Consider the following 13,197-nt stretch of genomic DNA (forward strand, 5'->3'; position numbering starts at 1 on the left):
AGGCTCACACCCTCCTGGCCAGCAGCTGGCCCGGCCAGCTGTTCTCGCCGACCGTGAAGGCCTCGGTCCGGGTGAAGCCGTTGGCCTCGTAGTAGCGGACGAGCTTGCCGTCGTCGCCGGCGTAACAGTCGACCCGCAACAGGCCCACCCCTGCCCGCCGGGTCACCTCGGCGGCGTGCGTGAGGAGCGCGCTGCCCACGCCGTGGCCCTTGAAACGGCGGTCGGAGGCGAGCCAGTGGATGTACCGCTCGGGCTCGCCGGGCTGCGCGAGGTGGGACAGGTAGGCGCCGGGCGAGTCGGTGAGGGTGAGGGTGGCGGCGGGGACGCCGTCGGCATCGGCCATGAACACGCTGCCCTCGTCCATGTACCGGCCGACCGACTCCACCGTCTTCGGGTTCTGGGACAGGGGTCTCGTCCCCCACTGCCCCGTGCGCCCCTGCGAGACCAGCCACTGCACACAGCTGTCGAGCATGCCGAGTATCGCGGGAATGTCGTCGGGACCGCCTTCTCTGATGGTGATCTCCATGGCCTCATGGTGCCAGGCTGGAGCCATGAGACTCTTCGCCGCCGTGCTTCCCCCCGACGGGGTGATCCGCGAACTCGGTGCCGTGGTGGACGCGTTGCACAAGCTGCCCGGGGCGGACGGGCTGCGGTGGACCGGCCGCCCCGGCTGGCACTTCACCCTCGCTTTCTACGGCGAGGTCGACGACGGGCTCCTGCCGGAGCTGTCGGCCAGGCTGGAGCGTGCGGCCCGCCGTACCGATCCGTTTCCGCTCGCCGTGCGGGGCGGCGGTCAGTTCGGGCGCGGGCGTGCCCTGTGGGCCGGGGCGGAGGGAGACCTGGCGACCCTGCGGCTGCTGGCCGAGCGGGCGGAGGCGGCGGCGCGGAAGGCCGGGGTGCCCATGGGGGAACACCGGCGGTACAAGCCGCACCTCACCGTGGCCCGTAGCCGGGGGGCCTCCGATGTCCGGGCCTGTGTCGAGGCCCTGGACGCGTTCGTGAGCCGGACCTGGACGGTGGAGGACCTGGTGCTGGTGCGGAGCAATCTGCCGACCTCGGGGGTCGCGGGCGAGCAGCCCCGCTACGAGGCGGTCGCCCGCTGGCCCCTCGGCGGCGCCGGTTAGGCTCGGGGCGTGGACCCGAAGACCCGGAACCGGATCATGGCCGGTGTGCTCGTGCTGATGTTTCTCGTCGTCGCCTTGGCTTCCGTGCTCGGGAGGTAGGGCGGCGGCCGGGGAACTGCGGCCGGCTGCCTTCCGGCTGCCGGCCGGTGGGGGCTGGTGGCGCAGTTCCCCGCGCCCCTGAAAAGAAGGTCGTCCGCCCTTGGGGAACTACCAGGCGAAGGCTTCCGGGCTCGGCCCCGGGCCCGGGAAGATCTCGTCCAGGCCCGTCAGGAGTTCCTCGGACAGGTCCAGCTCGGACGCGCGGACCGCGGAGGCGAGCTGCTCCGCCGTGCGGGGGCCGACGATCGGGCCGGTCACGCCGGGGCGGGTGAGCAGCCAGGCCAGCGCGGCCTCGCCGGGCTCGATGCCGTGCTTGTCGAGCAGGTCCTCGTAGGACTGGATCTGCGCGCGGGTGGCGGGGTCGTTGAGCGCGTCGGCCGCGCGGCCGGAGGCGCGGCGCCTGCCCTCGACCTCCTTCTTGAGGACACCGCCCAGCAGACCGCCGTGCAGCGGCGACCAGGGGATGACGCCGAGGCCGTAGTCCTGCGCGGCCGGGATGACCTCCATCTCGGCACGCCGCTCCGCGAGGTTGTACAGGCACTGCTCGCTGACCAGCCCGATGGTCCCGCCCCGCCGGGCGGCGATCTCGTTGGCCTGGGCGATCTTGTAGCCGGGGAAGTTCGACGACCCGACGTAGAGGATCTTGCCCTGCTGGACCAGGACGTCGATCGCCTGCCAGATCTCCTCGAAGGGCGTGTTCCGGTCGATGTGGTGGAACTGGTAGACGTCGATGTAGTCGGTCTGGAGCCGCTTGAGGCTGGCGTCCACGGCCCGCCGGATGTTGACCGCGGAGAGCTTGTCGTGGTTGGGCCAGGCCGGGCCGTCGGCGCCCATGTTGCCGTACACCTTCGTGGCGAGGACGACCTTGTCGCGCCGCCCCTCGCCCTTGGCGAACCAGGTGCCGATGATGCTCTCGGTGCGGCCCTTGTTCTCGCCCCAGCCGTAGACGTTGGCGGTGTCGAAGAAGTTGATGCCCGCGTCCAGCGCCGCGTCCATGATGGCGTGGCTGTCGGCCTCGTCGGTCTGCGGGCCGAAGTTCATGGTGCCGAGGACGAGCCGGCTGACCTTGAGTCCCGTGCGTCCGAGCTGCGTGTACTTCATGCTGCCCAAGCCAACGTCTTGAAGTGCGCTCCAAGCAAGCACGCGTTGAGCTTGAACGGGGGAGGCCCCCGCTCCGAACCGGGTGACAGCCGCAGTGAAGTGCGCGACGCACGCCCCCACGGTGCTGGTCATGAGGGCTCCCGCGTCATCCACCACCCGCCGCACCGTGCTCGCGCTCGGCACCGCCGCGGCGGCCACGCCCTGGCTCGGCACGGCCGCCCCGGGCCCGCACCGACTCCGGGGAACCGGACGAGCTGACATCACCGAGCTGCGCCGCCATGGGTTTCTGATGCGGCGTCGTCAGTCGCGGGGGAACTCGTCGGTCTTGAGGGCGAGGCCGAGGTCCGTGACGGTGAGGTCGACGCCCGCGCCGAAGGCGACCGTCGTCTCCGTGAGGTACTCGCCGTCCTTGGGCTGGGAGTACAGGTGGCACTTGCCCTGGTAGGGGTCGGCGATGAGGTAGACGGGGACTTCGGCGAGGGCGTAGGCGGTCTTCTTGGGACCGTAGTCGTTGTGGGCCGTGCCCTTCGAGATGACTTCCGCCACGAACTCGATGTCCTGGCAGCGCCAGAGGCCCTTCTCGTTCTTCTCGGCCCCCTCGGCCACGAGGGTCACGTCGGAGGCGAAACCGTTGAGGTGCCCCGGGTAGTCGACACGGACGTCCGACTTCACGCGCTTGCGCGGGTACTTGGTACGCAGTTGCTCGTAAATGTCGGCGATGATCTCCCAGTGCGTGTCACGCTGCGGCGACATGAAGATGGCCCCCTCGACGATCTCGACCTTGTAACCCTCGGGGGTGGTCCGCTCGAGCGACTCGAACAGCTCGTCCAAAGTCAGCTCGTCGTCTGCCTCGGCCATCTCGATCCTGTCTTCAAGGACGGTCATCGTGGCGCTCCTCCCCGACCGCCCCATGGACGTGGGCGACCGCGCAGTACAACGATACGCACGGTGACCAGGACACCGGAAAGAGGCGCATATGCCAGACCGGCCCGCCACCGACCACCTCGTCCAGCTCCTCCGCACCACCCTCGGCGACGCCGTCCTCGGCATCTACCTGCACGGCTCCGCCACCCTCGGCGGCCTCCGCCCGCACAGTGACATCGACGTCCTGGCTGTCGTACGGGAGCCCACGACACACGCCCAACGCCGGGCCCTGGTCGATCAGTTGCTCAAGGTGTCCGGCGTGGACGGGCGGCGGCACGTGGAGCTGATCGTCGTCGTCCAGGACGATGTACGGCCCTGGCGCTACCCACCCACCTGCGACTTCCTCTACGGCGACTGGCTACGGGACGACTACGAGCGCGGAATGACCCCGGGCCCCGAACCCAGCCCCGACCTCGCGACTCTCCTCACGATGGTCCTGCGCGCCGACGCACCGCTCCACGGGCCGCCGCCCGCCGAGCTCCTCGACTCCGTGCCGCACGACGACCTCAGGCGGGCCATCGTCGCCGGCGTGCCGGAGCTGATGGCCGACCTGGACTCCGACACCCGCAACGTGCTGCTCACCCTCGCCCGGATCTGGACCACCCTCACCACCGGGACCATCCGCTCGAAGGACGCGGCAGCCGTGTGGGCGCTCGACCGCCTCCCCACCGAGCACCGGCCCGCCCTCGCCCGCGCCCGGGACGTCTACCTGGGGGAGGAGGCGGAGTGCTGGGACGACCTGGCGCCCCGGCCCTGCGCCGAGTTCCTGACCCGGATGATCACCGAGAGTCACTGCTCGTAGGGCTCGCCCAGGTCCCAGGCCTGGTACATCGCCTCGGCGAAGGCCGCCGCGATCTTGTGCTCGCCGCTGTCGTTGGGGTGGGTGCCGTCGTAGGTGTCGGCGTCGATGTCGTAGGACGGTGGGGTCGAGGCGAGGAGGACGGGCGAGCCGGGCTCGTCGAGGTCCGCGGCCGTCTTCGCCAGCAGCTCGTTGAAGCGGGCGACCTCGGCGGCGAAGGCCGGGTCGGACTGGGCCCGCACGTTGGGGGTCACCGGCAGCCACACCATCCGCACCCGCCGGTTCGCCGCGCGGGCCTCGGCGGCGAAGGACCTCACGTTCTCGGCGGTCTGCTCGGCGTTGGTGTAGAAGCCCAGGTCGATCAGGCCGAGGGAGACCAGGAGGACATCCGCACGGCACGACCGCACGGCCTCGCCGATCAGCGGCGCCATGTGCAGCCACCCCTCGCCCCAGCCGGCCAGGTGGGCCCGCGGGAAGTCCGGGTCGGCGTACGCGTACGACGTCGGGGCGTCGGCGAACTTGTCGTGCAGCGTCTCGCGCGGACCGACGAGGGTGAAGGGCCCGCCGTAGGAACGGCACAGGTGCTGCCACATCCGGTAGCGCCACGTGTGTTCACCCGCGCTCCCGATCGTCATGGAGTCACCGACGGGCATGAACCTGAGCATCCGCTCATCATGAACGATCAGAACGCCGGACGGGGTGTGAGTCGGGCCACGCGCTGTGTGTTGGGGGTTGGTCATTCGGGCTCCGGCTGCTTCGGAACCAGGCCGGTGGCAGAGTGAGCCGGATGATCGGACGCATGTACACCGTTGTCATCGACTGCCCCGACCCGGATGAACTCGCCGGTTTCTACGAGAAGCTGCTGTCGCTCTCACGGCAGGCGGACACCGGCGACTTCGTCGTGCTCCAGAACGCGGCGGGCACCCCGGTGGTCGCCTTCCAGCGGGTGGACGACTTTCGCGCGCCGCGGTGGAAGGATTCCGCGCGCCCTCAGCAGATGCACATCGACGTGATGGTCGCGAACCTCGATACGGCTGAGGCCCAGGTGCTCGCCCTCGGTGCGAGGCTGCTGGACGGTTCGGACAAGCCGGTCGGTTACCGCGTCTACGAGGACCCCGTCGGCCATCCCTTCTGCCTGATCACTCCTGAGGGGGCCTGACCTTGCCACGTGAGGCCCCGCCTCGAAATGACGGTTGTCACCTCGAGCCGGAGCCGGACCGTGGTGTCGAAGACGCGACGCTGCTCATTCTGGAATGGCTCGGTGAGCAGGGCGTCGGGGCAATGATCCGGGTCGACGCGGAGCGCGTGCGGGAAGGCCGGCCGGCGTGGACCTTCGCCGCCGGTGGTGGGCCGCTGTCCGAAGGGCTGCGGGCCGACGGAGCCACGGTCGCGGAATGCATGGGCAGAGCACTGCTCAAGCTGCGAGAGGCCGGTCTGGACGTGCCCTTCTGAGGACCGGAACTCCAGATGCTCTCCCCGTGATCCGTTACCGGCGATGAACCGCGCAGCGGGATGGCAGGCTTAAGGGCATGCGCCGACCGTTCGCCATCCTCGCCGCGGCCCTTCTCGTGGGCGCCTTCGCCGTGCCCGCCTCCGCCGCCGACGGCGACGAGGACTTCACGATCAAGGATCCGCGCATCACCGAGTCCAGCGGTCTGGCCGCGTCCCGGCTCCACCCCGGCATCTACTGGACGCACAACGACAGCGACGACGGCTCGTACATCTACGCCGTCGACAGCAGGACGGGCGAGACCGTCGCCCGTCTGACCCTCACCGGCGTCGGCACGCCCCGGGACGTCGAGGCCATCTCCGTCGGCCCGGGCAACCGGATCTACGTCGGCGACATCGGCGACAACCTCGGCGGCAGCTGGCCCCACGTGTGGATCTACGAGCTGCCCGAGCCGAAGACGCTGAAGGACCAGACGATCCGGGCCACGCAGTACGTCGTGAAGTACTCCGACGGGGCCCGCGACGCCGAGTCCCTCGTCGTGCACCCGAAGACCGGCCGCGTCTACATCGTCGACAAGAACGAGAAGGGCGGGCACCTGTACGAGGGGCCCGCCGAGCTCTCCGCGTCCGGCACGAACGTCTTCCGGCCCGTAGCCCCCGTGCCCGAGCTGGAGGCCACCGACGCCACGCTCTCCCCGGACGGCGAACACCTCGTCGTACGCAGCTACTTCGGCGCAATCGCGTACGACTGGAACGGCGGGAAGATCAAGCGGAAGGAGCGGCTCGGCGTGCCGTTCCTCGGGCAGGGCGAGTCCGTCACCTACACCGCCGACGGGACGCGGCTCATGTACGGCGCCGAGGGGGCCGACAGCTCGGTGGAGGGGCAGGACGCGCCCGGTGGCTCCGGATCCTCGTCCGGGGAAGGGAGTTCGTCCGCGCGCGGCGACGGTGGCAACGGTGACGGGCTCGGCGGCGATCTCAAGACCGGCGCCATCGCCGTGGCCGTCGTCTGTGTCGCCCTGCTCGGTCTGCGCGGGCTGAGGCGGCGCAGGTAACCGGGGCGACGGCTTTCCCGGAGCCGGTGCCGATTCCGCCGGTCCTCGCGCACCTGGTCCGCGAGCACATCAAGGAGTCCGGCGGCCTCGCCGCCGGCTGACGTGCCGTACTCCCTGCGCCCCGTGGGCTGCACGCCGGGCTGGACAGAGGCCGCCGAGGAGGGACGGAAGCACCGGTCGCCCCGGCATGACAGCGTCAGGTCGCTGGACCGCCGGCCGGCGCCGGGCCGAGCACGGAGCCTGCCGCCCAGGGCGTGTCCTAGCACGCCGGTTCACCGCCATCGGCTGCCCGTGCGAGCGCCGTCACCGGCTCGTCGGATGAGGGACCGCGCGGCGGCGTGGGCCCGTCCTTGAGGACGTCCCCGGCCAGCAGTACACGGAGGTGGCCGCAGGCGCAGCGCTGGTAGCGCACCCAGCCCAGGGAGGTCGAGTGCTTCGACAAGGTGCGGAAGAGGCATGCAGTCATACCGTGAGCGTGATGCAATGGGTAAATGCATTTCAACGCTTACGGCGGCAACGCGGCCCTGCTGGCGGCGGCCCTGGCCAACCTCGACGACCGGTGCGATGCCCGCACGGTCGAGACGCTGCTGGCCGAGCACCGGGTGGCGCGCTGCGAGGTGAGCGACCAGCAGCTGAAGCTGCTGCTGGACTGGCGCCTGCTCCTGTGGGAGGCGTTCGCCGCCCCCACCACGCCGGAGCAGGTCGATGCCGTCAACCGGCTGCTGACCGATGCGGCGGCCCGCCCGTACGTGTCCACCCACGACGGCCAGCCGCCGCACCTGCACTACGCCGACGAGAACGCCGACGTCGTCACGCGCGTGCGGGCCACCACCGCGGCAGGGCTCGCCCTGGTCCTCACCGAGACCGATCCCTGCCGTCTCGGGCGATGCTCGGCACCGGGCTGCGGCGTCGTCTTCGTCGACGTGTCCCGCAACGGCCGCCGTGCCTACTGCTCACGCCTGTGCGCCACACGGGTCCACGTGTCCGCGCACCGCGACCGCAAGCGACGTCGGTAAGCGGCGTCGGTAAGCCCGCCCTGAGACCCGCGGGCCCGACATCGCTGCCAGGACGGCCTACGAGGCCGACTCGCCCCGGCGTTGCGCCACGAGTACTTCCAACCCGTCCAGGATCCGCTGGAGTCCGAACCCGAAGTGGTCGAAGTCCGGCCCGAACGTGTCCTCGGAGAGTGACGCCATCACCGGATAGCGGCCCGAGGCCAGGACCTTCTCCAGCACCGGCACCTGCGCCTGCCAGAACTCCGCGTCCGTCAGCCCCGTCCGGCGTTCCGCCTCCTGTTGGTAGAGCTGCGAGCGCGCGGCCCCGACGACGTACCCGTCGATCATGATGATCGCGGAGACCAGCTCGGGGTCCGTCAGCCCCATCGGCCGGATCCGGGCGAGGACCTTCTCCATGCTGTCCATGGCGCTCGGGCCGAGGATCGGGCGGGACTGGTTGACCTGGAGCAGCCAGGGATGGCGGCGGTAGAGGGCGAGTATCGAGCGGGCCATGGCCTCCAGGGCGGCGCGCCAGCCGCCGTCGCCCGGGTCCGACGGATCCTCCGAGGGGCGCTGGACCCGGTCCAGCATCAGGTCGAGCAGCTCGCCCTTGCCGGGGACGTACCGGTAGAGCGACATGGTGCCGGTGCCGAGTTCGGCGGCGACCCGGCGCATGGAGAGCCCTTCCAGGCCTTCCGCGTCCGCGACCTGGACGGCCGCCTCCACGATCCGGTCCAGGGTCAGGGTCGGCTTGGGGCCGCGACTGGGACGCCGGCCGGTGTCCCACAGCAGTTCGAGGGTGCGGGCGATGTCGCCGCTGCCGCTGGTCTCCGTACCGCTCGTGCCGCTTTCCATGGAGCCCAGCTTAGGTCCCCCGGAAAAAACTGGGTACGGCGTACGCGTAATCGGGTACGCTGTACTCAGTTTGGTGCCGAAGCAGGGTGCAGGACAGGGGAGGGGCGGTATGGACGGATACGCGGTGCGGGCCGAGGCGCTGGAGAAGCGGTACGGCGAGAAACGCGCCCTGGACGGCTTCGACCTGGCAGTACGCGAGGGCACGGTGCACGGCCTGCTCGGGCCGAACGGGGCGGGCAAGACCACCGCCGTCCGCATCCTGTCCACGCTGGTCCGGCTGGACGGGGGCAGGGCGACGGTCGCCGGCCTGGACGTGGCCCGGCAGGCGCGCGAGGTGCGGGCCCGGATCGGGCTCACCGGGCAGTACGCGGCGGTCGACGAGGTCCTCACCGGCCGCCAGAACCTGGAGATGTTCGGCCGGCTGTTCCACCTGGGCGGCAGGCGGGCCAGGCTCCGGGCGGCCGAACTGCTGGAGCAGTTCGACCTGACCGACGCCGCCGACCGGGGCGTCGGCAAGTACAGCGGCGGCATGCGACGCCGCCTCGACCTCGCCGCGTCGATGATCCTCGCCCCGGCCGTCCTCTTCCTCGACGAGCCGACGACCGGCCTCGACCCCCGTAGCCGGGGGGAAGTCTGGGACTCCGTCCGGGCGTTGGTGGCGGGCGGCACGACCGTGCTGCTCACCACGCAGTACCTGGAGGAGGCCGACAGGCTCGCCTCCCGCATCACCGTCATCGACCAGGGGCGGGCCATCGCCGACGACACCCCGGACGGGCTGAAGGGCCTGGTCGGCGGGGACCGTATCGAGGTCGTGGTCGCCGAACGGGCCGAGATCCCGCGGGTGGTGAAGGTCGTCGCCCGGGTCGCGGACGGCGAACCCGAGGCGGACGAGACCGAGTTGCGGGTGCACGCCCCGGTCACCGACCGGGTCACGGCGCTCACCGAAGTGGCGCGGACCCTCCAGGACGAGGGCGTCCGCGTCGAGGACATCGGGCTGCGCAGGCCCAGCCTCGACGACGTGTTCCTGCGCCTGACCGGACACCGGACCGAGGAGGGGGCAGCGGCATGAGCGCCATCGACCTGAACTCGCCCAGCACGCACGGCCGGACCTACTGGCTGCTCGCCGACTGCTGGAACGTCGTCCGCCGCGGCCTGACCCACTACCAGCGCCAGCCCGTCAACATCGCCTGGCAGCTGGGCTTCCCGATCCTCTCCGTGCTGCTGTACGGCTATGTCTTCGGCAGCGCCATGAAGGTGCCGGGCGGCGGCGACTACAACGACTACCTGATGCCGGGCATGTTCGCGATGACCATGGCGTTCGGCTTCATCAACACGGCGACCGTCGTGGTGTACGACTCCACCAAGGGTGTCATCGACCGCTTCCGTTCCATGCCGATGGCGTCCTCCGCCGTGGTGGCCGGACGCGGTGTCACCGATCTGCTCGTCGCCTGCGCCGAGTTGGCGATCATGATGCTCACCGCGCTCGCCATGGGCTGGCGACCGGACGGGGGCCTCGGCTTCCTGGCCGCGTTCGGGCTGCTGCTGTGGCTGCGGTTCGCGCTGATCTGGATCGGGGTGTGGCTCGGCCTGATCGTGCCCAACCCGGAGGCGGCGGGCGGCCTGTTCGCGGTCGCCTTCCCGCTGACGATGATCTCCAGCATCTTCGTCGCGCCGCAGCTGATGCCCGACTGGCTGGGCTGGGTGGCGGTCTGGAACCCGATCTCCTCCACGGCGGCGGCGACCCGCGAGCTGTTCGGCACGCCGGTCGGCGGCGACACCTGGGTCGAGCAGCACGCGCTGCTGATGGCCGTGGTGTGGCCGGTGATCCTGACGGCGATCTTCCTGCCGCTCGCGGTCCGGCGGTTCCGGAGGCTGAGCCGGTGAGTGCCGGGGCGGTGTGGTGAGCGTCGCTTCCCGCCATCGGGCGGACTTTTCCCGCCCGTGGACGACTCCTGCCGCCGGTCAGCGAGACGAATCCCGCTCACCGTCCGCGGAAGCGGACGTGGCGAGCGGGACGTCTCCTCGGTCGGCAGCGGGAAGCCGCCCCCCTTGGCCGAGGCGGCCCGCGCCGAAGTACCCAGTACGGCCCGCGCGGGCCCGGGGATGTCCCACCGGACACCTCGTGGCCGCCAGTGGGTCATCGCAGTGGCCTGCAGAGGGGTGAGACCGCCTCGGACCGTACCGGCCGCGACCGACCGGCGGATGAGCGGAGCACCCCTGAGACGTCCCCCGGCCCACTCCGAGCGGCCCGGCCGACCGGACGGGAACCGGATCACCTGGCGACGAAAGCCACCCGGAACATCTTCGGCCACCACTTGCCGGTGAGCAGGAACTCATTGGTGCCCGGGATGGCGGCGATGCCGTTCAGCACCTCGGCGGGCCGCTGCTCCTCCGGGGACAGCAGCCCCGAGGCATCGATCTCAGCGGTGACCGCGCCGGTGCCCGTGTCGACGCGCACGATCCGGTCGGAGGGCCAGACATTGGCGTAGACACGGTCGCCCACGCATTCCAGCTCGTTGAGCCGCGGCACCGGACGGCCTCGGAGAGTGACGAGGAGTTCACCGGCCGGGGCCAGCGTGCGCGGGTCCCGGAAGGTCAGCCGGGCGGAACCGTCACTGGTGATCAGCCGCCCGCGCCCCGGCTGGTGGCATACGCCCCAGCCCTCCGCCGGGTAGGGGAGACGACGCAGTTCGGCCAGGGTTGCGGCGTCCCGTTCGATCGCGATGTGGTCCCGCCAGGTCAACTGCCACAGCGTCGGTCCGAGGACGGTGACCCCCTCCCCGAACAGCGGTGCCGGCAGGTCGACACGGACGGTGGGACGCCGGCCGGGCGGGCCCCGGCGGATCGACGACTCACCGGCCGTGCCCGTGCCCTCGTAGAGGGTTCGCCCGGCCATCTCGAGGCCCTGCGTATAGGCCTTCGGGTCGTGGGGCAGGACGTCGAGGACCCTGACCCCGAGTTGCTCGACCGGCCCCGTGGCAGGCCCGGCCGCGACCTGCGCCCGCGCTGGTGAGCCGTCGTCAGCCTGGCACGAGGTGAGCAGTGTCGCGCCTCCCAGGGCCGCGGCCGCGATGGCCGGCAGCGCCAGCAGCGCACGCGTCCGCGCGGACCGGGCCGTCGGCCGGGAGAGGCGAACCGCCGCGCCGGGTCCCCGGAACCCGCGCACGCCGGGCAGGCGACGCGGCGCCTGCCCGGACAGGCCCGGGCCGGTCGTACGGCCCGGACAGGCCGCGGTGTCCCCCCTTCGCTCAGTGATGGTCTCCCCCCTCGTTGGCGGCCGCCGGGGTGGTGTCCTTCGCCGTCGGCACGGCCGGCGCGGGGAAGGTGTCGATCGTCGCCGGTTTCCCGCGGCGGCGGAGCCGGAGCCGTGGCCGGGGCGTGAGCCGGGCCAGGAGCCGGAGCCGGTTCCGGCGTCCCGAGGTCTTGGGCCGGTAGTCGTACCCGTAGCCGTACTGCTCGCTGTCGCGCTTCGCGGGCACCATGTTGAGGACGCTGCCGAGCACGGTGGCACCGACGTCCTGCAGGGCGCGCACGGCATCGGTGACTTGGCCCCGGGAGGTCTTCGCGTACCGGGCGGCCAGCAGGTAGCCATCGACCGCCGCGGACATCGCCGGGGTGTCCGCCACCGGGAGTACCGGCGCGGTGTCGATCACCACATGGTCGAACCTGTCGGCGAGCGAGCGCACCACGGCGCGGAACTGCGCCGAGCCCAGCATCTCCGCCGGGTTCGGCGGCAGCACCCCGCTGGCCAGCACCGAGAAGGAGCCCGCCGACTGCATCACGTCCTCGGCGTTCGCCTGGCCGATCATCACGGTGGTCAGACCGGCGTCCTGCACCAGGCCGAGCGCACTGGCCACGCTGGGGCGCCGCAGGTCCGCGTCGACCAGGCAGACCGAGGAGCCGAACTCGGCCAGGGAGGACGCCAGGTTGATCGAGATGCTCGTCTTCCCCTCGGCGGGCACTGCGCTGGTCACCGCGATGACCTTGGGCGGAGCGTCGATGTCAACGAACCGCAGGTTGGTGCGCAGCCGTCTGAAGTCCTCCGCCCGCCGGCTGAACGTGTCGTCGTCCGTCGCCACCGCGTGCCGGGAGGCACTCTGATCGAGGACGACGCTGCCGAGTACGGCCGTTCCGCCGGTGCCGGCGAGACACCGGGTGAGGTCGCCGCGGCTGCGTACCGAGGTGTCCAGCGACTCCCGCGCGACCGCCAGGCCGGTGCCGAGGCCCAGACCGGCCATGAGCCCGAGTGCGAGGTTGAGCACCAGATTCGGGGAAGCCGGCTTCTTGGGCTTGCTGGCGTGCTCGGTGATGCTCAGCCGGACGGGCGAGTGCCGGGCGCCCTCCGGTTGTTCGATCCTGGCGATGACCTCGGCGAAGCGGTGGGCGACCGCGTCGCTGATCCGGGCCGCCCGGGACGGCTGGGTGTCCGTGACGGTGATCTTGAGGAGGACCGTTTCCAGCGGTACCTCCGTGGAGATCTTCCGGGCCAGTTGGGAGGGCGACATGTCCAGGCGCAGAAACTCGATGACCGGTTCGGTCACCCGGGGGCTGGTGGCCACTTCCGCGTAGGAGCGGACGCGAGCCTGGGCGAAGGTGTTGCCCTGATTGAGCTTGACCGTGTCGTCCCAGTCCTGCAGAGCCACGAAGAGCGTCGAGGTGGCGCGGTACTGCGGTGTGATGGTGTGGGTGACGAACGCGCCGACCGCTGTTCCCAGCAGACCCAGTGCCACGATGGCGCGCCAGCGCCTGACCAGGAATCGAAGATAGTCGGACAGATCCATACCCATCCCAAGGTG

The 13,197-nt window shown here is 71.1% G+C and carries 16 protein-coding genes; 8 read left to right on the forward strand and 8 right to left on the reverse strand.

Features of this window, described 5'->3' with window-relative positions; all coding sequences use genetic code 11:
• Positions 1-4: 4 nt before the first annotated feature.
• Positions 5-526 (reverse strand): GNAT family N-acetyltransferase, encoded by a 522-nt coding sequence (locus ABZ192_RS22785; RefSeq protein ID WP_356926276.1) that lies wholly within the window; start codon positions 524-526, stop codon positions 5-7.
• Positions 527-551: 25 nt separating this feature from the next.
• On the opposite strand from ABZ192_RS22785, the gene thpR reads away from it, so the two are divergent.
• A complete protein-coding gene (thpR, locus tag ABZ192_RS22790; RefSeq protein WP_356926277.1) occupies positions 552-1,124 on the forward strand; it encodes an RNA 2',3'-cyclic phosphodiesterase in 573 nt (190 codons plus the stop codon).
• 207 nt (positions 1,125-1,331) lie between these two features.
• Here thpR and ABZ192_RS22795 read toward each other — a convergent pair whose 3' ends face one another.
• Positions 1,332-2,324 carry an aldo/keto reductase gene (locus tag ABZ192_RS22795; protein WP_356926278.1) on the reverse strand — a complete coding sequence of 331 codons (993 nt, stop codon included), beginning with the start codon at positions 2,322-2,324 and terminating at the stop codon, positions 1,332-1,334.
• 300 nt (positions 2,325-2,624) lie between these two features.
• Positions 2,625-3,209, reverse strand: a complete 585-nt coding sequence (locus tag ABZ192_RS22800) for a Uma2 family endonuclease (RefSeq protein WP_356926279.1) — start codon at positions 3,207-3,209, stop codon at positions 2,625-2,627.
• A 91-nt stretch (positions 3,210-3,300) separates the two neighbouring features.
• Here ABZ192_RS22800 and ABZ192_RS22805 point away from each other — a divergent pair, with 91 nt between their 5' ends.
• Positions 3,301-4,050 carry an aminoglycoside adenylyltransferase family protein gene (locus ABZ192_RS22805; RefSeq protein WP_356926280.1) on the forward strand — a complete coding sequence of 250 codons (750 nt, stop codon included), beginning with the start codon at positions 3,301-3,303 and terminating at the stop codon, positions 4,048-4,050.
• On the opposite strand, the gene ABZ192_RS22810 is transcribed toward ABZ192_RS22805, so the two are convergent.
• Positions 4,038-4,712: a GDSL-type esterase/lipase family protein gene (locus ABZ192_RS22810; protein ID WP_356926281.1), complete on the reverse strand. Its 675-nt coding sequence runs from the start codon at positions 4,710-4,712 to the stop codon at positions 4,038-4,040. The genes ABZ192_RS22805 and ABZ192_RS22810 overlap by 13 nt on opposite strands.
• A 134-nt stretch (positions 4,713-4,846) precedes the next feature.
• Between ABZ192_RS22810 and ABZ192_RS22815 the strand changes: the two genes are divergently transcribed.
• The 3 genes from ABZ192_RS22815 (at position 4,847) to ABZ192_RS22825 (ending at position 6,551) form a co-directional block, all read left to right on the forward strand.
• The gene (locus ABZ192_RS22815) at positions 4,847-5,206 is read left to right on the forward strand and encodes a VOC family protein (RefSeq protein WP_356926282.1); all 360 of its coding nucleotides are present in this window, start codon (positions 4,847-4,849) and stop codon (positions 5,204-5,206) included.
• Between the two features lie 122 nt (positions 5,207-5,328).
• Positions 5,329-5,499, forward strand: coding sequence for a hypothetical protein (locus ABZ192_RS22820; protein WP_356926283.1), 171 nt, complete (start codon positions 5,329-5,331; stop codon positions 5,497-5,499).
• Between the two features lie 77 nt (positions 5,500-5,576).
• Positions 5,577-6,551 (forward strand): WD40 repeat domain-containing protein, encoded by a 975-nt coding sequence (locus ABZ192_RS22825; protein WP_356926284.1) that lies wholly within the window; start codon positions 5,577-5,579, stop codon positions 6,549-6,551.
• Between the two features lie 259 nt (positions 6,552-6,810).
• Here the strand turns inward: ABZ192_RS22825 and ABZ192_RS22830 are convergent, their stop codons facing one another.
• Positions 6,811-7,017, reverse strand: a complete 207-nt coding sequence (locus ABZ192_RS22830; RefSeq protein WP_356926285.1) for a hypothetical protein — start codon at positions 7,015-7,017, stop codon at positions 6,811-6,813.
• A 25-nt stretch (positions 7,018-7,042) separates the two neighbouring features.
• Here ABZ192_RS22830 and ABZ192_RS22835 point away from each other — a divergent pair, with 25 nt between their 5' ends.
• Positions 7,043-7,567, forward strand: coding sequence for a CGNR zinc finger domain-containing protein (locus tag ABZ192_RS22835; RefSeq protein WP_356926286.1), 525 nt, complete (start codon positions 7,043-7,045; stop codon positions 7,565-7,567).
• 57 nt (positions 7,568-7,624) lie between these two features.
• Here the strand turns inward: ABZ192_RS22835 and ABZ192_RS22840 are convergent, their stop codons facing one another.
• Positions 7,625-8,401 carry a TetR/AcrR family transcriptional regulator gene (locus ABZ192_RS22840; RefSeq protein ID WP_356926287.1) on the reverse strand — a complete coding sequence of 259 codons (777 nt, stop codon included), beginning with the start codon at positions 8,399-8,401 and terminating at the stop codon, positions 7,625-7,627.
• A gap of 109 nt (positions 8,402-8,510) precedes the next feature.
• Here ABZ192_RS22840 and ABZ192_RS22845 point away from each other — a divergent pair, with 109 nt between their 5' ends.
• Positions 8,511-9,470 (forward strand): ATP-binding cassette domain-containing protein, encoded by a 960-nt coding sequence (locus ABZ192_RS22845; protein WP_356926288.1) that lies wholly within the window; start codon positions 8,511-8,513, stop codon positions 9,468-9,470.
• Positions 9,467-10,285, forward strand: a complete 819-nt coding sequence (locus tag ABZ192_RS22850; RefSeq protein ID WP_356926289.1) for an ABC transporter permease — start codon at positions 9,467-9,469, stop codon at positions 10,283-10,285. The genes ABZ192_RS22845 and ABZ192_RS22850 overlap by 4 nt, the downstream gene beginning before the upstream one ends.
• Before the next feature lie 388 nt (positions 10,286-10,673).
• Here the strand turns inward: ABZ192_RS22850 and ABZ192_RS22855 are convergent, their stop codons facing one another.
• Positions 10,674-11,567 (reverse strand): glutaminyl-peptide cyclotransferase, encoded by an 894-nt coding sequence (locus ABZ192_RS22855; RefSeq protein WP_356926290.1) that lies wholly within the window; start codon positions 11,565-11,567, stop codon positions 10,674-10,676.
• A gap of 82 nt (positions 11,568-11,649) precedes the next feature.
• On the reverse strand, positions 11,650-13,182 hold the full coding sequence (locus tag ABZ192_RS22860) for a polysaccharide biosynthesis tyrosine autokinase (RefSeq protein WP_356926291.1): 1,533 nt from the start codon (positions 13,180-13,182) through the stop codon (positions 11,650-11,652).
• Between the last annotated feature and the right edge of the window lie 15 nt (positions 13,183-13,197).

Source organism: Streptomyces sp. NPDC006235 (genome assembly GCF_040613735.1).
GTDB lineage: Bacteria > Actinomycetota > Actinomycetes > Streptomycetales > Streptomycetaceae > Streptomyces.